Annotated in this window: 18 protein-coding genes; 9 read left to right on the top strand and 9 right to left on the bottom strand. The window is 59.5% G+C overall.

The annotated features are described in order from the left end of the window. Positions 1-81: 81 nt before the first annotated feature. The 7 genes from FJU08_RS15405 to FJU08_RS15375 form a co-directional block, all read right to left on the bottom strand. A complete protein-coding gene (locus tag FJU08_RS15405) occupies positions 82-225 on the bottom strand; it encodes a DUF1127 domain-containing protein (RefSeq protein ID WP_141149908.1) in 144 nt (47 codons plus the stop codon). 178 nt (positions 226-403) lie between these two features. Then, on the bottom strand, positions 404-2629 hold the full coding sequence (locus FJU08_RS15400) for a heavy metal translocating P-type ATPase (protein ID WP_141149907.1): 2226 nt from the start codon (positions 2627-2629) through the stop codon (positions 404-406). A gap of 62 nt (positions 2630-2691) precedes the next feature. After that, positions 2692-3948 carry a plasmid replication protein RepC gene (repC, locus tag FJU08_RS15395; RefSeq protein ID WP_141149906.1) on the bottom strand — a complete coding sequence of 419 codons (1257 nt, stop codon included), beginning with the start codon at positions 3946-3948 and terminating at the stop codon, positions 2692-2694. Positions 3949-4173: 225 nt separating this feature from the next. After that, a complete protein-coding gene (gene repB, locus FJU08_RS15390; RefSeq protein ID WP_141149905.1) occupies positions 4174-5193 on the bottom strand; it encodes a plasmid partitioning protein RepB in 1020 nt (339 codons plus the stop codon). Further along, positions 5190-6407 carry a plasmid partitioning protein RepA gene (repA, locus tag FJU08_RS15385; protein ID WP_141149904.1) on the bottom strand — a complete coding sequence of 406 codons (1218 nt, stop codon included), beginning with the start codon at positions 6405-6407 and terminating at the stop codon, positions 5190-5192. The genes repB and repA overlap by 4 nt, the downstream gene beginning before the upstream one ends. Before the next feature lie 372 nt (positions 6408-6779). Beyond that, positions 6780-7763: a threo-3-hydroxy-L-aspartate ammonia-lyase gene (locus FJU08_RS15380; RefSeq protein WP_141149903.1), complete on the bottom strand. Its 984-nt coding sequence runs from the start codon at positions 7761-7763 to the stop codon at positions 6780-6782. A 192-nt stretch (positions 7764-7955) separates the two neighbouring features. Further along, on the bottom strand, positions 7956-8450 hold the full coding sequence (locus FJU08_RS15375; RefSeq protein ID WP_141149902.1) for a hypothetical protein: 495 nt from the start codon (positions 8448-8450) through the stop codon (positions 7956-7958). Positions 8451-8915: 465 nt separating this feature from the next. Here FJU08_RS15375 and FJU08_RS15370 point away from each other — a divergent pair, with 465 nt between their 5' ends. Both FJU08_RS15370 and scpB read left to right on the top strand, forming a co-directional pair. After that, positions 8916-9833: a DUF1403 family protein gene (locus FJU08_RS15370; protein ID WP_235890744.1), complete on the top strand. Its 918-nt coding sequence runs from the start codon at positions 8916-8918 to the stop codon at positions 9831-9833. Positions 9834-9835: 2 nt separating this feature from the next. After that, a complete protein-coding gene (scpB, locus tag FJU08_RS15365) occupies positions 9836-10519 on the top strand; it encodes an SMC-Scp complex subunit ScpB (RefSeq protein WP_141149900.1) in 684 nt (227 codons plus the stop codon). Between the two features lie 4 nt (positions 10520-10523). Here scpB and FJU08_RS15360 read toward each other — a convergent pair whose 3' ends face one another. Next, complete coding sequence (locus FJU08_RS15360; RefSeq protein ID WP_181409865.1) at positions 10524-11684, bottom strand: LysR family transcriptional regulator; 1161 nt, start codon at positions 11682-11684, stop codon at positions 10524-10526. Between the two features lie 227 nt (positions 11685-11911). Between FJU08_RS15360 and FJU08_RS15355 the strand changes: the two genes are divergently transcribed. The 7 genes from FJU08_RS15355 to FJU08_RS15325 all read left to right on the top strand — a co-directional run bounded on the left by FJU08_RS15355 (position 11912) and on the right by FJU08_RS15325 (position 20232). After that, positions 11912-13468: an aromatic amino acid ammonia-lyase gene (locus FJU08_RS15355; RefSeq protein ID WP_141149898.1), complete on the top strand. Its 1557-nt coding sequence runs from the start codon at positions 11912-11914 to the stop codon at positions 13466-13468. Between the two features lie 70 nt (positions 13469-13538). Beyond that, on the top strand, positions 13539-14429 hold the full coding sequence (osmF, locus tag FJU08_RS15350; RefSeq protein WP_407943716.1) for a glycine betaine ABC transporter substrate-binding protein OsmF: 891 nt from the start codon (positions 13539-13541) through the stop codon (positions 14427-14429). 83 nt (positions 14430-14512) lie between these two features. Continuing rightward, positions 14513-15727 carry an ABC transporter permease gene (locus FJU08_RS15345; RefSeq protein WP_141149896.1) on the top strand — a complete coding sequence of 405 codons (1215 nt, stop codon included), beginning with the start codon at positions 14513-14515 and terminating at the stop codon, positions 15725-15727. Further along, positions 15724-16659: an ABC transporter ATP-binding protein gene (locus FJU08_RS15340; RefSeq protein WP_141149895.1), complete on the top strand. Its 936-nt coding sequence runs from the start codon at positions 15724-15726 to the stop codon at positions 16657-16659. Before FJU08_RS15345 ends, FJU08_RS15340 begins: the two co-directional genes overlap by 4 nt. Then, positions 16656-17405, top strand: coding sequence for an ABC transporter permease (locus FJU08_RS15335; protein ID WP_141149894.1), 750 nt, complete (start codon positions 16656-16658; stop codon positions 17403-17405). Before FJU08_RS15340 ends, FJU08_RS15335 begins: the two co-directional genes overlap by 4 nt. A gap of 63 nt (positions 17406-17468) precedes the next feature. Further along, entirely contained in the window at positions 17469-18557 is a 1089-nt protein-coding gene (locus FJU08_RS15330; protein WP_141149893.1) for a DUF917 domain-containing protein, read from the top strand. Between the two features lie 13 nt (positions 18558-18570). Further along, positions 18571-20232 carry a urocanate hydratase gene (locus FJU08_RS15325; protein ID WP_141149892.1) on the top strand — a complete coding sequence of 554 codons (1662 nt, stop codon included), beginning with the start codon at positions 18571-18573 and terminating at the stop codon, positions 20230-20232. 3 nt (positions 20233-20235) lie between these two features. On the opposite strand, the gene FJU08_RS15320 is transcribed toward FJU08_RS15325, so the two are convergent. Continuing rightward, the gene (locus FJU08_RS15320) at positions 20236-21045 is read right to left on the bottom strand and encodes a pseudouridine synthase (protein ID WP_141149891.1); all 810 of its coding nucleotides are present in this window, start codon (positions 21043-21045) and stop codon (positions 20236-20238) included. Positions 21046-21121 lie beyond the last annotated feature (76 nt).

Below are 21121 nucleotides of genomic sequence, written 5' to 3'. Positions count from 1 at the left end.
CAGCCCTATCGAAACCACACTGGGAGGAGGAATGCGCGGTTTCGAAACCATTGACCGGTCGAACATGACCGGCAGAAATTCCTAGAAGGATGCCTTGCGGGCGACGCGATGAATATCCTGCCGGGCAATGCCCAGATCGGCCAGTTCGCGCTCGCTCATGCGGCCCAGCTCGCCGACGGTCTTGCGATATTTGATCCAGCTGGTGAAAGAACGTGCCATACCCATTGTCTTATCCCCTTTCGGGACCTTTCCAAGCCCGTTCTTAACCGGGCTCATCAACTTCGATGGGCTTGATATAGGCGCACTGTATCGTTTCAGGCAGCCGGTTTCGTTCAAAGCGGCCATGCATTTTTCGCAAGGCTCGGCAAACCATCAAGGCAACCCGCACGAAGACCATGCCAAATCAGGCCTCGTCTTCATCCGATGGCTTGTAGCCGAGAAGTCTGAGCGCATTCAGCGTCACCAGAACCGTGGCGCCCGTATCAGCCATGATCGCAATCCACAATCCGGTGATACCGAGGATGGAGGTTACGAGAAAAATCGCCTTCAAACCCAGTGCAAAACCGATATTCTGGTGAATATTGCCCATAGCTGCCCGCGACAGACGGATCAGCGCCGGGATATCGGAGACGCGGTTACGCAGGATGGCGGCATCCGCCGTTTCCATGGCGACATCGGTTCCCGATCCCATGGCGACGCCAACATTGGCCTGTTTCAGCGCCGGTGCATCATTGATGCCATCACCAACCATGATGACGCCCTCGCCTGTCATCGCGCGAATAGCGCCAAGTTTGTCATCGGGCATCATCCCGGCCCTGACGGCAATACCAAGCTCGCCGGCAATCGCCTTGGCGGTGCGCTCATTATCACCAGTCAGCATGACTGAAGAAATGCCCATGGTCTTCAGCGCTGCAATCGCCGCGCTTGCATCAGGCCGCGGATCATCGCGAAGCGCGATCAGACCTTCCAGCCGATCCTCGGCGAGAACGACGACCGTGGTCTTGCCAGCAGCTTCAAGCGCACCGATCCGTTGATCGACCTTCGATGTGACCAGCCCGGTCCGCCTGGCAAAATCAGGTTTGACGACACGCAGCAAAACCCCGTCAAGCCGCGCCTCAGCCCCCTCCCCCGGCAAAACCTTTGCTTCGCTTGTCGCAGGAACAGCGACATTTTTTTCTTCCGCGCAGGAAAGAATGGCAAGCGCCAGCGGATGGTTCGATCCGGCCTCGACCGCTGCTGCGAGCCGTAACAATGCAGTTTCGTCCCGGGTTACGGCGACAATATCGGTAACCTGCGGTTTGCCGTGTGTCAGTGTCCCGGTCTTGTCAAAAGCGACATGGCGGATTTTCGCCGTCGCCTCAATCGCCGCCCCCCCTTTGACCAGCAAACCATGGCGGGCACCAGACGATAGCGCCGAGGCAATTGATGCAGGAACAGAAATCACCAGGGCACAGGGGCAGCCGATCAGAAGCAGCGCCAGCCCGCGATAGATCCAGTCATCCCAGGGCTGGCCCGCAAGCAGTGGCGGCAGAAGAATGGTCAGAAGCGCAAGGCCAACAATCGCGGGCATGTAATAACGGCTGAAGCGGTCGATAAAGCGTTCCGTCGGCGCACGCGCACTCTCCGCCTCTTCGACAAGGCGGATGATCCGGGCAATCGTATTGTCTTGCGGCTTCGTGTTGACCGCTATCCGAAGGGCTGCCTCGGTATTGATCGACCCGGCATAAACCGGACTGCCTGGCCGTTTGGTCACCGGTACGCTTTCGCCGGTCACCGGGCTTTCATCGACGCCTGAAATGCCTTCAATGATATCGCCATCGGCCGGCACGCGCTCGCCAGGGCGCACCAGCACGGTCTGACCGATCTTGAGGCTGGAAGCTGGAACCTCCTGCGTTGTGCCGTCAATCTCGAGCAATGCCGTCTTCGGCACCAGATTGGCCAGCGCGCGAATACCGGCGCGCGCACGATTGGCAGCAACACCTTCGAGAACTTCCCCCACGGCAAAGAGGAAGACGACAAGAGCGGCCTCTTCCGCAGCACCGATAAACAGCGCGCCGAGGGCTGCAACGGTCATCAGGCTTTCAATGGTAAAGGGCTGCCCGGTTTGCAGCAGCAAAAAGGCACGTCTTGCCACCGGTGCAAGACCGACAAGCGAAGCGATGACGAAAGGCCAGAGGCCAAGCGCGGGCAAGGCGATCTCGGCGATCCAAGCCAGAACCAGCAAGGCGCCAGAAAGTAGGACCAAACGTCCTTTCGATGTCTGATACCAGCTTTGATCGGGTTCTGCTTCTTCGTGCCCATGACTATGGGTTTCGGATTGTGCATGGGCGTGATGGTGGTGGTGATCTTGGCCGCAGTCGTGATCAGATGCGTGTTGGTGTGTCTGCGTATTATCGGACGCTGCTTGGCTGGCGGTAATGCCGTAACCAAGCGCACGAACGGCCTTTTCAACGGCCTGTCGGTTGCCGTTGTCAGGGTCAAGATCGAGTTTCAATCGCTCGCTCATCAAGGCAATGTCGACATTCGAGACGCCGGGAATCCGTTCTACGGCATGACGGACCTTGGCGACACATGAAGCACAGTCCATGCCTTTCACCTGCCATTCCATCCGATTTTCAGCCTTAGCCATCCTGCTCTCCGCATGGTTTGGTTGCGCTTCTTTCGGTCTTAAGCCCTCTAGTAACTAGAGGTTCAAGCCCTGTTGCGGAGGAAACGCGATCGCCCGGCAGATAGAGATTGGCTAAGCTGCGTGCTGATTTTGAGCACGGGTGAGGTGTTTTCAGCTAATTTCTCCGCCTCCGAGAGATAGGTCCGACGAAAGTGGCTTGAAACAAGAAAATCATCGATCGTCGTCTGACCATTTTCAATTTTCTTAGTAATTAGAGTAAGATATGCTGATGGATTGGTGATATTCTCTCCCATTTCGTAGAGCACGGCGATGGCGAGAGCGGTATTGCGACTGCCGAGTTTTATCCGGGAGGCGTTGAGTGTTGCGGTGGGGATGGCTAATAGCCGGGCGGCGATATCGGATGCTCTGACAAGACTGTCGGGAGCAGGTCTGAGACCGGACAGGATATCCTTGCTGAAGTTCGGTAGATTTTTCAGACTGTCTGCCAGTCGATGCGGCCTGCGATCAATTTGAAGATCCGTTTTGGTTTTATATTCTGGTGTTTGGTCTTCTATGTGGCGCTCATTTTGCGGTTCACTGGCGCTCAGAATTTCAACATTTGTGAGCTTTTCCAATAGCTTGTCGAGATCGCTCAAGAGCGCCGAGAAGGCGTGCAGGATGGCGCGTGCATCATCGATGCCAAGGCGTGGAGACAGCTTTCCACTCAGGTCGGCATAGGCGTCTTGAAACCGGGCTGCGGCGTCGTGTCTTTCGCAAGCGCTGAGAAAAACGATCCCCTTGGCGAGGCCACGACGCGTCGTGGTGATCTGCTCGCGGAGCCGACGCTTGGTTTCGCGTTCTGCTTTCGCCTTTTCAGCAAGCGCGTGAAACTCCGCCTGCCGGGCAATCAGCGGGGAGAGGTCGAAGCCATAGGCGTAGTCGAGCTTTCCCCCGGCAGACCGGCGGGCATAGCGCTTTCCATTTGGGCTGTCGCGGCGGATGATGATGCCAGCCTCGACCAGAAGCGCCAGATGCCGCCGAAGCGTGGCTGGTGAGATGCCATTGGCCCGGTCGGCAAGCGTTGTGTTGCTCGGAAAGACCACCAGAGCCGGTCCGCTGCGCAGCGTTCTGTCCGGGTAGAAGGACAAGAGTGCATTGACGATGGTGAGTGAGCGGTCGGTAAGGCCGAGGGCGGGTGCCGCTGCCCGCAGCTTGCGGAACGCCAGCCATTTGTCTTCGCTGACCTCGCTATTCAGCCTTCGTACAGCTTGTTGTGTTGAAATTTGCGCATGTGAAAGCGCTCGCCGCCCGAAGGACGTCGACAAGATTTCGCTATGCATGTCTTCTACCTTTCGACAGGCAAAAGAAATCCACCCCCAAAACGAGAAATTTCGTTTCAGGCTATTGACTGTGTTTTCAGGAAATGCGACTCAAAGGGTGCTTAGTACTTCGAGAGGCTTCCGGATTTCACATTCGGGGGCCTTTCTTTTGCGGTTCTGCATGTCCTCTTTCAAATGATGATTGTTGGTTTTCAGCGGCCTCACTGTGAGGCGGTTTTCGTTGACTTATGGCATGTCTCCTTTGGTTTTGCTGGCACCTTCTGCCAGGTATTCGTTGACCAGCCCCTCCATGCGTGTGCTGATCCATTCGGCAAAATCCGCTTCTGCCTTGGGAATAACCAGCGTTGTGCCGGAAGGGGTCGACTTGAGCCGGCCAAAGATACGACCGTCAGCCGTGACTTCGCGGCTTTCAGGTGGCACTGCCGTCCCCCCTGCCCTGCCCTTTGCCGCCTTGGTGGCAAGTGCCATGCGGCGAATGCCATCGGCGGCCTGGAAGTCAGCATCAGCAAACAGGGCTCGCACACGATCAGCGGCTTCTGTTCCACCCTGTTCAAGCAGTTCGGCAAAGGCGAGCCATTTCGGCCGGCCGACATTTTTCGCCCGGCCGATACCAAGCACGATATCGAGCGGCAGGCTGGACGAAACTTTCAGCATCAGCGAGACCGGTGTTTTCGACAGGCTGAGCGTGCGCCCGATGGCACCGCCGGAAAAGCCCGCATCGCGTAGCTTGGCAGCCCAAACTGCCTGCTCTATCCACGTCAGGTTCTCACGAACGCCGTTTTCGAGGCTCTGCTCGATCAGGAGATCATTGTCGCTGAGCGTGCGGACATAGGCTTTGACGCGAATAGTGTCGGGTTTATCGCTTTGGGTAATCAGAGACTTGATCGCGGCCAGCCGCCGGTGGCCATAGGCAAGCTGATAACGTTCGCCTCCATCGGGATGCGGGCGAACAAGGATTGGGATTTTCTGTCCTTCGGCAGCAATGGAAGCAGCCAGCTCTTCGATTTCCGTCTCGACTTCGGGATCGTTTTCAAAACGGTCCTGAAAGGGGGAGCTATCGATAGCTGTGGGATCGAGGCTGACAATACTGTCTTCCGACAGGCCGGAGAGTGCCTTGCCGACATTGGCGATCACGGGCGAACTCCGCCGGGCGCGATGGCCGAGGCCTTGCGGCCTTGGCGCCTCGCCTTCCGCCGGGGGATTGACCGCCCCTTCGGACATCATTTTGAGGATGCTTTTCTTCATACCGGCCTGCCCCAGACACTTTTCAGGAGTTCGAGTATTTCACAATTGACGGCATCCGCGCTTTCGAGCGCGCGTTTGTAGGTCTCCCGCCCCACTTCGCCGCTTTCAAGTTCATAAAGCGACTTCTTTGCGACCCCGGCGCCGGCAATCGCGGTTGATTCCACAGCATCGGCGACCAGAACATCCTCACCGAACAGCCGGCGCATGACGCTCGACATATATTTTTGCGGCCCGTCATTCGGATTGACCCGGGTAAGCAGAAAACGGAGGAAGTCATGATTGAACTGGGCGCCGAACTGCTCCAGCGTTTCCGACAGGTCAGAGATCATGATCAGGAACTGGTTGCATGAGGCCACATCGAGCATGGCCGGGTGAACGGTGACGATCAGCCCGGTCGCGGCATAAAGTGCCGCAAGTGTCGCATAGCCAAGCGATGGCGGTGTATCGATGATGACGAAGTCGTAGCTGTCTTCAACCGAAGCGATGGCATTGTTCAGACGCTCGAAGAAAAGACCGAGAATGTCGCGGTCGCGCGAGGCGAGATAGGCAGGCGTATCGAATTCGAAATCCATCAATTCGAGATTGCCCGGGACAAGATCGACACCGGGGAAATAGGTCTGACGAATGACGTCCGCGAGCGGACGCCTTTCGCTGTCATAGCGCAACGCGGCATAAACGGTCTCATTCTCGGCGACATCGAATTCGGGTTGCAGGCCGAAGATCGACGTCAGTGAGGCCTGGGGGTCGAGATCGAGGCACAGGACACGATAGCCCTGAAGCGCCAGATAATGCGACAGATGCGAGGATGTGGTGGTTTTGGAACTGCCGCCCTTGAAATTGGCCACGGCAATGATCTGCAGTTTCTCGCCTTCCCGGCGCCGTGGCCAGAGCCTCAACGCATCGTCAGGCCGGCGTTCGGCCAGGAAGTGACGGAGTTCCAGCATCTGATCAATTGTGTAGATGCGGCGATTGTTGTCGGCGCGATGCGGTTGCGGTCCCTTCCCGTCAATGGTCAGCGCCCGCAACGTGCTTTCCGGGATATCGAGAAGGCGCACGAGATCGGAGGTCGAAAACGTTCTGGTGAAAGCTTTTTCGGCCTCTGGCGGATACATGCGATGACGCATATCCTGAAGCTCATTCGACAGGCGGAGGGTATAGTCCTCAATCTTCGCGGCCGTGTTGGTTTCGATGTTTTCTGCGAGCTTGTCGTTCATTTGACGGTTTTCATCCCGAAATGGCAAAATTTACGCTAAGGCTGCATGATCGCCTGCGATTCTGCAAGATATTTTTATTTAACAGAAGGTTAATGGCTACCTTGGTGAGTATAGCGCGACTGCTTGGCAGTCTTGCGACGGAATTGCTTGCAGCCAAAGGGTTTCAGCCCCCTATTCGCGGTTCTGTCCGGATGGTTCTTTTTTAGGAAGATCGGGTTTGCGGCTTTATTATTATAGGCACCTGTATCGATCATCTGTTTTCAATTGAAAACAGGCTCAACATGATTTGCGTTGAACCAGTTAAAAATCTAGGTGCTACGAGATCGGGCTTGGCGTGTCTAGTTTTCAATTGAAAACTTTTCCGCCGATTTGTCAGCTTTGAGACGCGAGAAGTGTTCCGATCCTTGTAATATCGATATTGCCGCCGGATATGATGATTCCAACCCGCTTGCCTGTGACTGGCACGATGTTGAAAAGGGCGGCGGCGGCGGCCAGGCAGCCTGTCGGCTCAACAGTGATTTTCATCCGTTCAAGGAAAAAGGCCATGGCCTTGACCAGATCGCTGTCGCTGACCGTGACGATGTCATCGACATATTCGGTGATGATCGGGAAATTGTAATGGCCGAGATGTGTGGTCATGGCGCCATCGGCCAGCGTCTTGGGAACGGCGATCTCGACAATCTTGCCGCTGCGGAACGATTGCTGCCCGTCATTGCCCGCCTCGGGTTCTACTCCGATAACCTTGATGGACGGATTGATCGCTTTGGCCGCAAGCGCCGTTCCGGCAAGCAGGCCGCCGCCGCCAAGCGGGGCGAGGAGCACATCAAGCGTTCCAGCAGCCTCAAGAAGTTCCTTGGCGGCCGTGCCCTGCCCGGCGATGACATGCGGATGATCATAGGGTGGGATCAGCGTCAATCCCTTCTCTTCGGCCAAGGCCGCACCGATGGTTTCGCGGTTCTCTGTGTAGCGGTCATAGGTGTGGATGGTGCCGCCATAGCCCTTGGTCGCTGCCATTTTCACCGCAGGGGCGTCGGCCGGCATGATAATGGTCGCAGCGCAGCCAAGCAGGCGGGAAGCCAAGGCGACGGCCTGCGCATGATTGCCTGAGGAATAGGTGACCACGCCTCGCGCGCGTTCCTCCGGTGTCAGTGCGGCAATGGCATTATAGGCGCCGCGAAACTTGAAAGCGCCGATCCGCTGAAAGTTCTCTGCTTTGAAATACAGCTTGGCACCCGTGAGGGCATCAGCCGTTGTGGATGTCAGAACCGGCGTTTCATGCGCCGCTCCTTTGATCCTGCTCGCAGCAGCAACGACGTCTGAATAGTCGGGAAAGGGAAGGGCATTTGTGGAGGGCATGGCAATCGCTTTGTCAAAGGACTCAGGAGTCCAGATTTTACCGAGGCAAAGGGTGGAAGTGAAGCCGATATCTTACCCTGTCAATGCTAGGGGAAAACAGATCTTTCCTCGGACCGTGCCAAAGTCGCCGTCAATAATGTCAATTGCGATTTCACTGTCGCGGCGCTGGTCGTGTGGCTTTCTGACGATTGATCATCTGTGCGGCGTCATGATTTCGGCTGGTTCCCGACCCGTGTTCAGGATCAACCGCGCTCCCGTTGCGCGGCCGCTGTCGTCGGTCTGAAATTCGACCGCCGCATCACAGCCTTCGCCCGAGAGGAAATAAAGCAGAGCCAGCGTCGTTGCCAGGCTGTCATAGCGGTCGATCGGATGCGGTCTGAACCCGCGAAAGATTTCGACTAGCCCGGTGATGTCATCGGGCGCTGTGGCGGGTGCCAGGGAAAGCCTGGCCGCGCATCGCTCGATGACGCGACGGCCCAGACGGGAGCCGCGCAGCATTGCGATCCTTGCCTTGAAATGCGCGAGAACGAGGCGAGGGAAGAGCAGGGTGGCGGCTGAGGCGGCAATCTCCAGCCTGTCGTCAGGATGATTGGCAAGGTCAGCGCAACCCGCCAATCCGGCATAGACCGGCGCCCTCGTGGCGGTGGCCTGATCGTCTATGCTGTAGCGGCTGCTGTTCTTGGGCATGTCTTCGTCTTTTCTGGCGTCATTCTGTATGGCGTCCAAACGGCCACCGAGTGGCGATGATCGCCGGACCAATGCGTCTTCATCGCGTCAATGGCTGACGCTGTTGCCGTTTTTCAGATGACGATCCGGCTGAGGCAGGCAGCCTGTTTCCTCGGACCGGACAGGCTGCTGAAAGATCTTCTGGTCAAAATCACCGTGTGGTTTTGTGCCGCCATAAATGCAATCAATAGTAGATGAAAGGAAATATTAAACATCTATAGTCGCATTATAATGGGCACTGCTTTATCAGGGGCACAGCGCGATGTTTCGTGTTACGCTGGCCAGTGTGTCAGATTCGCAGGCAAATCAGCGGTATCGTTGATCCCGACAGGATGTGCGGTTATAGATAGATATCCGCTACAAAGCGCTCGAATCAAAGGACGTACCATGCCGGGGCCTGCCAAGCAGGGCACAGAGACCTCAGATTTGCCTGTTCCACAAATACCGGGCTGGGCGATATCGCGACGAAATCGCGAGAGCCTTGCCGATGCGGCCTTTGCTGCGGGAGCGGCGCTGAAATGCCTTGATGATCTGAGCGTGCGTGCGCCAGTCTGGGCGGGGTGCTGGCGCAATAGACAGGCGCTTCGTTGCGCGGCAGCGGCGGTGCGCCTTGCCGGCCGGCGTGAAGATGAGGCGATGCTGCGGGATGCGGTTTTGCTGACGCCACCAGATGGCGATCCGGGACCAGCCGGTGCCATGGTTTCAGGCTTTGCCGGGCTATCAGCGCGTGACAGCGGCATCGGCGCTGCGCGGGTTCGCAATCTTGCTGTCGCTCTCGGCTTGCCCTCGCCGCAGCTGATCGATGCAGCAATCGACCTTCTTGACGATGCGCTCCAGTCGGCAAGTGCTCCGCCCATTGCCGCAGCCGAGCTTGTCCGGCGTTGCTACGAGAACCATCCTGAAGCAGAAGCGTTGGCCTTTGGGCTGGCCGATCTCGTGATTGCCAATCGGCTGAACTGGACACATCCTGTGCCACTTATGATGACGGCGCGCTATGGAGCCGCCTTTCGCTCCGGGCAGGGCAGGGGGCGTATCATGCCGGGTGATACAGGTTTTGCGGCTGCCGTTGCGATGGCGGTTGTGGAAAGCGCCGACATGGCACTCAGACTTGCATCAACTGTTGCAAGGGGGGCGGATCGCCTGCTTGCCGCACGACGTCAGGTCCGCACCAAGGGTGCCGATCGGATCTATGCGATGCTTCTTGGACAGGATGCCGTGCCGGCCACCGTGCCGGCCTCGGGTCTGTCACGCTGGGCGTCGATGCGGATGTTTCAGCGACTGGAGGCACTTGGTGCCGTGCGTGAATTGTCGGGCCGTTCCTCTTTTCGCATCTACGGGATTTGATCATGGCGAATACGGGATCAGCAAGACCAGCGCGGCGGCGCAGCCGGACCGATCGGCAGGAGAGGCTTTTCGATCGCGAGCTTCAGCATTTGCCGCAGGCGCTCAGGTGGCGTGAGTGGATGCAACGGGTCGAGGCGGTGATCTTTGCAGCCTCGGAGCCTGTTCCGCGTGATGTCCTGTCACCGCTTGTCGGCACGGCATGCAGCATCGATCTGCTGATTGATGATCTCAATACCGAGCTTGCCGACCGGCCCTATGAACTGGTTTTCGTGGCTGGCGGCTGGCAACATCGTACGCGTCCGCGCTTCGCCGATGCGATCCGTGCAGCAACGGTGCCAACGCGCTCGGCCACGGCGGCGCTGTCTGAATATGAGACAACGGTGCTGGCAGCGATCGGCTATCTTCAGCCAATCACGCGCAGCCAGCTATCGGCGATTTTCGGCCGCGAAGTCAGCCGCGATACGATCGGTTCCCTGCGCGGCGCCGGTATGATCACATCGGGGCCGCGCAGTCCGACGCCGGGCGCGCCCTATACCTATGTGACAACGATGCAGTTCCTTTCAGCGTTCGGCATGGAGAGCCTGCGCGAACTGCCGGATATAGAAGCGCTCAATGATGCCGGGCTTTTGCAGAACGAGACAGTGCCGGTCGAGGCCGACATTCCGGTCGATCCGCTGGACGAATAAGATCTTACAGGGCCAGCATCGCCAGGACGCGCTCGGCAAGGCGACGTGATGCCGGGCGCGGCAGCCAGGCGAGCGACAGGGTCAGGTCATAGGCCGGGCCAAGTGCAATCGCGCCAAGCGGGGCCTTCATGGTCATGAAGGCGGAGCGCGGCAGAACCGCGACGAAGCCATGCTCCAAAAGGAGATTGACGATCACGGGCAGGGAGTCCACTTCAAGCAGATGCATCGCGTCCCGTTCACTGTCGCTCAGATGGGCGGCAATCAGGGTCGTTGCCTTCTGTCGCAACCCGCTTCTCAGGCTTGGAACGACGATCGGCTGCTCCTTCAGGATGGTTTCCAGCTTTCCCGAGGGACCGGAAAAAAGCGCTTCATGTCCGACAAGCGCCAGACCCGTCCGGGCAATGACGCGGCGCTCAAGCGGTTCGCTGACATGGTCGACATCCAGCAATGCGAGATCATAGATGCCGCGCTGAAGCCCGTTGAGGAGATCCTCGGCCGTGGTGGAGGAGATGAAAAGCGGATGAGCAGGGCGTTCGCTCATCCAGCGCGCCGCGAGCGCGGCAAGACTTTTGGCGATGCTGCTTTCCGGGCCAAGCGGAATGATGGAGCCAAGCCGGCCCGTTGCCTCGGCGCGACGAAACTGGTGACCGGCCGTGCGGGTCAGACGTCGCCATATCGCTTCCATGACTTCGGCATGGGCAAGGACGTCCGTGCCATCGGGCAGCAGGGTGATCCCGTCCGGCGCGCGCGCCAGCAAGGGGCGCCCGAAGGCCTTTTCAAGGCTCGACATCTGGCGCGATAATTGCGGCTGGCCGATGCGGATCGTCATGGCTGCCTTTCGGATGCTGCCGCTGCGTGCCACTTCGCAAAAGCGGAACAATGCGGGAAGTGACACGGAAAACCGTGTCGGATCCTGACGGGAGAGCGCTGCCAGATCGCGGGCTGCATCGGCACAGCGGGCAATGTCCGGCATCAGCCTGCGTCCCTCAAGGGTTGCGACAAGGCGCTGGCCTGCCGCTCGAAACAGATTTTGTGCAAGAGCGCTTTCGACGCGCTCAACGGCAGCGGCGACATTGGCGGCCGGGCGGCCCAGAGCGCGGGCAGCGGCACGAATGCCGCCGGCGCGAAAAACCCGTTCAACCGCGATGAAGGACCAGCTATCCATCATGCCTCCATTTTGAGCAGAACCGACGATGCGTAAAAATGATGCATCACCCGTTCAGGATCTGGGATATGCTCTTTTGGTCACTTATCCAATAGGCTTTTTTCAACGCAGGCCGAACGGTGCTGAAACGGGTAAGGATGGAGCATATTGGGAAGATCGATCCCTGTTTTTCCACGGCCTGATCTGCCCTAAGGTCTGCCAAAGTGCCATGCCCAGGAGATGAAATCATGCATCCGCCGCTCGAAACGATCATGCTGACTGGCAAGCCGCTGAGCTTTGCGTCCTTGGCGAAGATCGGCGCCGGGCGTGCCCTTCCGGTCATGACCCAGGCTGGCATTGAGCGGATCAACCGGGCGCGTGGCGTGGTTGAAGACCAGCTTGCCCATGGTGCCAGCATTTACGGTGCCAATACCGGCGTCGGTGCGATGAAGGATGTCGAGTGGACGCCGGAAATGCTTCAGGATTTCAATCTCGGTCTGGTGCGCGCGCATCATTTCGGAACGGGTGAGGCCTTTCCGGTTGATGTGGTGCGCAATGCGATTGCCATCCGCATCAATACGGCACTCACCGGGCGTGTTGGCTGCTCGCTGGATCTGGTCGAGGCGTTCAGCGATTTGTTGCGGACCGATTGCATTCCGGTCGTGCGCCGCACCGGCTCGATCGGCTGTGCCGATATCGGTTTGATGGGGCAGGTGGGGGCCGCTCTGACCGGCGTTGGCGAAGCCTTCTACCGTGGGGAGCGCATGCCGGTCACGGAAGCGTTTGAAAAAGCCGGGCTGAAACCGCTGTCGATGGAGCCGCGTGATTCACTTGCCTCTTTCTCGCTGAATGCGGTTGGCTATGCCTCTTCGGCTTCCGCCCTGCACAAGGCGGCTCTGGCCGTGCGCGTACTGCTGGCGACGGGACTTGCCGTAGCCGGTTCGCTCGGCGCCTCGCGTGCGCCCTGGCGCTCGGTGGTGGAGGTTGGCACGGTCGCGCATGCGGAGATCGGCAGCTGGCTCATGCGGTCCGCCGAGGCATGGCCCTGGGCTGAAGCAACCCATATTCAGGATCCACTCAGCCTCAGAATGATGCCGCAGGTCTTCGGGACGGCGATTGAAAGCCTTGCGATTGCCGGGAAAACGCTGCTTGAGGCGACGGGCCGCACGGATGACAACCCGGTGGTGATCGGCAACGAGGTGCTCACTTCCGGCGGTTCGCTTCCGCTTGATGTCACGATCTACCTTCAGGCAGCCCAGATCTCGATTGCCCATGTGGCGCGCAACATCTACAATCGCAGCGTGATCCTTGCCAATGGCGGCCGCCGTGATCTGCCGGTCAATCTGGTGCCGCCGGGGACCGTTGCAACGGGGTTTGGCCCGCTGCTGAAACTTGCGGGTGACATGTTCGTGCGAACATTGTCGCTGACCGCACCGATCTCGCCCCAGGCCCTTGTGGTCGCGGGGGGGATTGAAGACGAAGCCGCCTTCCTGCCGCTGGTGGTGGAGCGCTTCGAGCGACAGGTCCGCGCGTTGCGACGCATGGCAGGCCTGGAGGCGCTGCTGGCAGCGCAGGCGATTGATTTGACAGGTGATTGTCCGAGCGGAATCGCGGCCTATATCTACGAGATCGTCCGGAAACATTCCGCATTTTACCGCAAGGACCGGCCGATATCGGCCGAGGTCGAACAGATCGAGGAGGAGCTCGGATCGGACGCGACCATGGCGGCATTGATAGGCCAGGCGCCGCTTTCCATTCTCGATTGTTTTTTTGCTCTTGCGCCGTTGTCAACGGCATCCGCATGATGACCTGACGTCGGACCTGAACCGCACCAAGAGGGAAACGAAAATGAAACGTCTTTTGCAATTTTCCGGCATGCTCGCTCTTGCCGCTTTCACCGCCTTCTCCGCCGCTGCTGCTGATCCGGTCGTGGTGTCCTCGAAGATCGACACCGAGGGTGGCGTGCTCGGCAACATCATCCTTCAGGCTCTGAAGGCCAATGACATTGCCGTGACCAACAAGATCCAGCTCGGCGGGACACCGATTGTTCGCCAGGCGATTATTCAGGGGCAGATTGACATCTATCCCGAATATACCGGCAATGCCGCCTTCTTCTTCAACAAGACTGACCTTCCTGTCTGGAACAATGCCCAGCAGGGCTATGAGGAAGCCAAGAAGCTCGACTACGACGCCAACAAGATCGTCTGGCTGACACCGGCCAACGCCAACAATACCTGGGCGATCGCCCTCCGCAAGGACATTGCCGAGGAAAACAATCTCACCGATCTGACCGAGCTCGGCCAGTACGTCTCTGGCGGCGGCAAGATCAAGCTGGCAGCCTCGTCCGAATTCGTTACCTCGGCCTCGGCGCTTCCGGCATTCGAGAAGGCCTATGACTTCCACCTCGATTCAAGCCAGCTGATCACGCTTTCCGGTGGCGATACGGCGGCGACCATTGCCGCTGCTGCCAACCAGACTTCCGGTGCCAATGCGGCAATGGTCTACGGTACCGACGGTGGCATCGCGCCGTCCGGTCTGAAGGTGATGACGGATGACAAGGGTGTGCAGCCGGTCTATCTGCCGACCCCGATCATCCGCGAAGCGGTCCTGAACGAATATCCGGCCATCGCCGATATCTTGAAGCCGATCTTCGAGGCGCTCGATCTTGAAACGCTTCAGGATCTGAACGGCCGTGTTCAGGTCGGTGGCGAACCGGCCGATGCCGTGGCTTCCGACTTCCTGTCGTCCAAGGGTTTCGTGAAATAAACGATCGCGCTTCATTCCGGGCCGGCGGATCGCTGGCCCGACACCACTGAAACAGTCTGAGACATGTCGGGAAGGGGGCCGCAATGCCCGCACATGGCGCGTCTGCGCTTGCAACAAAAAGCCGGATCTGGCCGGACAAGCTCGGGGTCATTATCGCGGCAATTGTGGTGTTTTCACTCAGCCTGCAACCTTTCGCGCTGCTTCGTGCGAACAGGATCGTGCCGGCCAATGGCGAGATGATCTGGTCGGCGCTGCCGCCGGCTCAGGCCATGGCCGTGATCGCGGCAGTGCTGCTGGTGTCACTCCTGCTTTTTCTGCGGACGTCCGTTCGTCTGCGACTGGCCGTCAGCATTACTGTGATCGCGCTTCTTGCGGTTGCCGTCGGCCGCGCGGGCGTCTATCTCACCCCGGCTGACAATAATTATGCCCGGGTCTCACCGGGCGGCAGTTTCTATCTGATGCTGTTTGCCTTTTCGATAGCGCTTGCCGATGCCACGGTCAGGCTGAAGCTTTCACCGCTGAAACGGATCGGGTTTCTGTGCCTTGCCATGGCGGCGATAGCGCTTCTGCTTGTCTCCGGTGCCTGGAATGATCTGTCGCTGCTGAAGGAATATCATAATCGCGCCAGCGCCTTCTGGAGCGAGGGACGCACACATATAGAGCTTGCTTTCGGCTCGCTGGTGGCGGCAAGCATTGTTGGCATTCCGCTTGGTATTGTCTGCTTCCGCGTGTCGCGTATCCGTGCAGCCATCCTCAATGCGCTCAATGTCCTGCAAACCATTCCCTCCATGGCGCTGTTTGGCCTGTTGATTGCACCGCTCGCCTGGGTTGGCACTCACGTGCCCGGGGCAGCTGCGCTTGGTATTGCCGGTATCGGCTTTGCGCCGGCCTTTGTGGCGTTGTTTGCCTATTCGCTTCTGCCAGTTGTCTCCAATACGGTGGCCGGTCTTGACGGTGTTCCGGGTGCGGCGCGCGATGCAGCCCGTGGCATGGGCATGACCGCGCACCAGTTGCTATTTTCCATCGAATTGCCGCTGGCCTTTCCGGTGATCCTGACCGGCATCCGCATCGTGCTGGTGCAGAATATCGGCCTGGCCGTCATTGCCGGTCTGATCGGCGGCGGCGGCTACGGCACATTCGTGTTTCAGGGCATCAGTCAGACGGCGACCGATCTGGTGTTGCTCGGTGCCATGCCGGTGGTCGGCATGGCCTTTGCCGCCGCGATCCTGCTTGATGCCGCCGTCGAGCTGAGCCAGAGCCGGGGCAGGACAATGTCAGAAGAGGGGAGGCCGGCATGATCGAGATCGACGCCATCACCAAGATCTATAATGGCGCCGCCGCCGTTGATGATGTGTCGCTGACGGTCGAGACCGGCGAAATCACGGCGATTGTCGGCACATCCGGTTCCGGCAAGACAACGCTGATGCGGATGATCAACCGGCTTGTCGAGCCGACGTCCGGCACGATCCGTATTGACGGCCGCGACAATCGCGACTTGCCAGCCTATGAACTCAGGCGCGGCATCGGCTATGCCATCCAGGGTCATGGCCTTTTTCCGCATCGAACCGTCGCCGAGAATATTGCCACCGTGCCAAAGCTGCTCGGCTGGGACAGGAAGCGCATCGACATGCGCGTCGATGAATTGCTGGCGCTGTTTCATCTCGAACCCGGTCAATATCGCCATCGCATGCCGCATGAGCTTTCCGGTGGCCAGCAGCAGCGCATCGGCGTTGCCCGCGCTTTGGCGGCAGGGCCGAGCGTCCTTTTGATGGATGAGCCTTTCGGCGCTCTCGATCCGATCATCCGACGATCGGCGCAGGAGGATCTGCTGGCGATCCAGCGGGATCTCTCCACCACGGTGGTGCTGGTGACGCATGATATGGACGAGGCGATCCTGCTTGGTTCGAAGATCGCGGTGATGAGTGAGGGCCGGCTATTGCAATATGCACGCCCCGCCGAGATCATTGCCCGTCCTGCGACCGATTTCGTCGGTGAATTGCTCGGCAGCGGTGAGCGTGCTTTCCGGCTGATGTCGCTTGAGACAATTGGTCCTTTCGTGGAACAGGGAGAGGCCGCCGGGAACGCCGTCGATGTGTCAACCTCGCTCAAGGATGCGCTGGCCGAAATGCTCTGGTCCGGGCGTGATGCCCTGCCGGTGCGCCGTGACGGGGCTCTGATCGGCCGGGTCAGCCGTGCGGCCGTGATCGCGAATGCAGCGGGGCCGCAATGAAGACCGGAAATATCATCCGCATCGGGCTCGCGGTGCTTCTGGTCGTCTTCATCGTGACACCGGAAAGCTTCGCACCGCTGTTTCAGCCACTGACCAAAAACGGCGCTCCGGCAATCTATACCCAGACCAGTCTTCTATCGCTGACGCTGTCGCATCTCGCCATTGTTGCGGTGGCAACCATTGCGGCGACCATCTTTGCCGTCGGGCTTGCCATCATTGTCACACGGCCCTTCGGGGTGGAGTTTCTGCCGTTGTCGCGATCAATCGCGAATATCGGTCAGACCTTTCCACCCGTCGCCGTGCTGGCCCTTGCCGTTCCGGTTTTCGGCTTCGGTCCCGTGCCGACACTGATCGCGCTGTTTCTCTACGGATTGCTGCCGATCTTCGAAAATGCACTGACCGGCCTCACCAATCTTCCAGGAGATGTGTCCGAGGCCGCGCGCGGTGTCGGAATGACCGATTTCCAGCGTCTGGTGCAGGTCGAGTTTCCGCTGGCGCTGCCGGTGATCCTTGCAGGCGTAAGGCTTTCGGTCGTCATTTCGCTGGCAACCGCAACGATCGGTTCGACGGTGGCGGCCAAGACGCTGGGCGAGGTGATTATTGCCGGGCTCTTATCGTCCAACACGGCCTTCGTGTTGCAGGGCGGGCTGGTGGTCGGGGTGCTGGCACTGCTGATCCATGATGGTTTAGTCATGATCGAGCGGGCACTGGCGCGGCGGACGGGCCGGATTGCGGTGACCGCGTAGTCGGAAAATCTATCAGGCGCGGTTGAACGAAATCCCGCGCCAGCATTGAAAAGGAGTTGCATGATGGGCCGGATATTGACCGAACGGGATGTCGAGGCAGCGGTAAAGGGCGGATCCGTCTATGCCGCCGGCGGTGGCGGCTGGGCCGATCATGGTCGCATGCTGGGCTATGCGGCCGTGTCGATCGGCAAGCCGGAACTCGTTTCCATCGATGAGCTTGATGATGATGCCTGGGTGGCAACGGCAGCCGCCATCGGTGCACCGGCCTCAACCACGCCGTGGGAGATGCAGGGCGTTGATTATGTGAAAGCGGCGCAGCTGCTTCAGGAGGCGCTCGGCGAAAAGCTTGCCGGCCTGATCATCGGGCAAAATGGCAAGTCCTCGACGCTGAACGGCTGGCTGCCCTCGGCCATCCTCGGAACCAAGGTCGTCGATGCCGTCGGGGATATCCGAGCACATCCGACAGGTGACATGGGCTCGATCGGCATGGCCGGATCGCCCGACGTGATGATCCAGACCGCTGTCGGCGGCAATCGCGCGGAAAACCGCTATATCGAGCTTGTCGTGCGTGGCGCGACGGCCAAGGTCTCGCCGGTTCTGCGCACGGCGGCCGATCAGTCGGGCGGCTTCATCGCCTCCTGCCGCAATCCGCTGCGCGCATCCTATGTGCGCGACAATGCTGCCCTTGGCGGCATTTCCATGGCGTTGACATTGGGGGAGGCCATCATCGCGGCGGAGCCGAAGGGCGGGGCGGCGGTGATTGATGCGATTGCCCGAACCACCAATGGCGCGATCCTTGTCGAGGGCAAAATCACGGCGAAAGACGTTGTCTATACCAATGAGGCCTTTGATGTCGGCACGGTTACGGTCGGTGCGGGCGAGCGGGCCATCACCCTTCATGTGATGAATGAATATATGGCAGTTGACGATGCCGGAGGCAGGCGGCTTGCCACCTTCCCGGATGTTATCACGACGCTGTCGCCCGAAGGCGAACCCTTGAGCGTCGGACAGCTGCATGAGGGCATGACCATCTTCGTGCTGCATGTGCCGAAGACGGTGATCCCGCTTTCGTCCAGCGTCAGGGACCGTTCGGTCTATCCGCCGGTCGAAAAGGCGCTTGGCATTGCCATCGCCGATTACGCACTGGATTGAGTGGGAGGATAAAATGCCGAAGGAAAATCCGCGCCATCCGAACTTCCCGATCCCCTCCGGGCCGGAACTGCGTGCAAAGGGCTGGCGCCAGGAAGCACTGCTGCGCCTGTTGGAAAACGTGCTCTCGGTCGGCGAGGATCCAGACAATCTGGTGATCTATGCCGCACTCGGCAAGGCAGCGCGCAACTGGCCCTCCCATGCCCGCATCGTCAAAACGCTGATCACGATGGATGAGGCTCAGACACTGGTGATCCAGTCCGGCAAGCCGGTCGGCCTGTTGAAGACCCACGCACAGGCGCCGCTCGTCATCATGGCCAATTGCAATATTGTCGGCCAATGGGCCAAGGCCGAGATCTTCTACGACCTGCAGGAAAAGGGACTGATCTGCTGGGGCGGACTGACGGCGGGTGCCTGGCAATATATCGGTTCGCAGGGTGTCATTCAGGGGACCTATGAAATCTTCATGCGCATCGCCGAGAAACGTTTCGCCGGTTCGCTGGCCGGGCGTTTCATCTTGACGGCAGGCCTTGGCGGCATGGGCGGTTCGCAGCCGCTTGCCGGCCGCATGGCCGGCGCTGCCATTCTCGCCGTCGACGTTGACGCGGAGCGGGCGGAAAAGCGCCGGGAAATCGGCTATCTCGACGCGGTAGCGCCCGATCTCGATACGGCGCTTGCCGCAATCGACAAGGCAGTTGCGGAAAAACGCGCGGTTTCCGTCGGCCTCGTCGGCAATGCGGCGGAGATCTTTCCGGCGATCGAAAAGCGCGGCATCGTGCCGGATATTGTCACCGACCAGACCTCGGCCCATGACCTTGTCTATGGCTATGTGCCGAAAGGCATGTCGCTGGACGAGGTGCGTCGTCTGCGTAAAGACGGCCCTGCCCAGCTGATGGCGGCAAGTCGGGCTTCGATTGCCGATCATGTCCGCGCCATGCTCGCCTTTCAGAAGAAAGGTGCGGAGGTTTTCGACAATGGTAATCTGATCCGCACTCAGGCGCGCGAGGCCGGTGTTGCCGATGCCTTTAACATCCCGATCTTTACCGAAGCCTATCTGCGGCCGCTTTTCTGCCGAGCGATCGGGCCGTTTCGCTGGATGGCACTGTCGGGGGACGAAAGCGACATTGCCGCAATCGATGACCTCGTGCTTGCCATGTTCCCTGACAATGCCATTGTCACCAACTGGATCCGGCTGGCACGCGAGAATGTGCCCTTCGAAGGCCTGCCCGCCCGCATCGCCTGGCTGGGGCATGGCGAACGGACGGCCCTGGCGCTCGCGGTCAATGATCTGGTGGCAAAGGGCGCGCTTCAGGGGCCGGTCGCATTTTCCCGCGATCATCTCGATGCCGGCGGCATGGCGCATCCCAATATCATGACGGAAAATATGAAGGATGGATCGGACGCCATTGCCGACTGGCCTTTGCTGGATGCGATGACGCTGTGCTCTTCGATGGCCGATCTGGTTGTTGTTCACTCCGGCGGCGGCGGTTATGCCGGCTATATGACCAGCGCTGGCGTAACAATTGTCGCTGATGGTACGGCTGCTGCTGCCGAGCGGCTTTCCACGGCGCTCACCAATGACACGTCACTCGGCATCATCCGTTATGCCGACGCCGGTTATGATGAGGCGGTTGCGGCAGCTGATGCGGGGGAGGTTGGCTATCTGCCGCTGACCTGAGCCTTACTGCTTGGAGAGGCCCGTCCCCTGCCGCAAAGTGGCGATTTCTGCCTCACTGAGCGGCCGGACGGCGCCTTTTTCGAGGTCACCAAGCGTAATATCGCCGATCGCCACACGCAGGAGGCGAAGGCAGGCAATGCCAAGCGCTTCAAGCATGCGGCGGATCTGGCGGTTGCGCCCTTCTTCAAGTGTGATTGAAAGCCAGCTGTTTTTTTCGCCCCCGCGCAGAATCCTGACCGCTGCTGCCGTCAGAAATTCACCGTCATGGGTGATGCCTGCGACCAGCTTTTCAACAAGGGCGTCATCAGCGACACAGTCAACCTGCACATGATAGATCTTGGCGACATGGGTTTCGGGGTCCAGAAGCGCCTGGGCCAGCACCGTGTCATTGGTAAAGAGAAGCAGGCCCTCACTGGCCTTGTCGAGCCGGCCAACCGGGGAAATATGCGTGCCGGCATAGTCTGTCAGGCAGGCATAAACCGTCTCCCGGCCTTCGGGATCATGTCGCGTGGTGACGAGGCCACGCGGCTTGTTCAGCATCAGATAGACCGGCTTTTCCGCATGGACCGGGGTCCCGTCCACGCTGATCCGGGCCGTTTCGATATCCACCCAGGTCTCCGGACTGGTGATGACCCGTCCGTCGAGGCTGACGCGGCCATCGGCAACCAGCCGTTCGGCCTGGCTTCGCGAACAGAAACCGCGCTTGGAAAGCGCCCGCGCCAGCGTTGCCCGCTTGCCACTGGCGGGCGGGCGGGGTGCCGGCTTTTGCGCCGGCGCGCGGCCGGGGGAGAGGCGTTTGCGTCTGTCTTTCATCGGGGCGACCATCAGATAGTGAACCACTCCGTTTCAGCCTTTGACCGGACGGAAGGCCGATTGTAAACAACTGGAT

The sequence above is a fragment of the Martelella alba genome, from assembly GCF_006516955.1.
Lineage (GTDB): Bacteria > Pseudomonadota > Alphaproteobacteria > Rhizobiales > Rhizobiaceae > Martelella > Martelella alba.
Note: the sequence above shows the minus strand (reverse complement) of the source record. Positions and strands in the feature narration are given on the sequence as shown.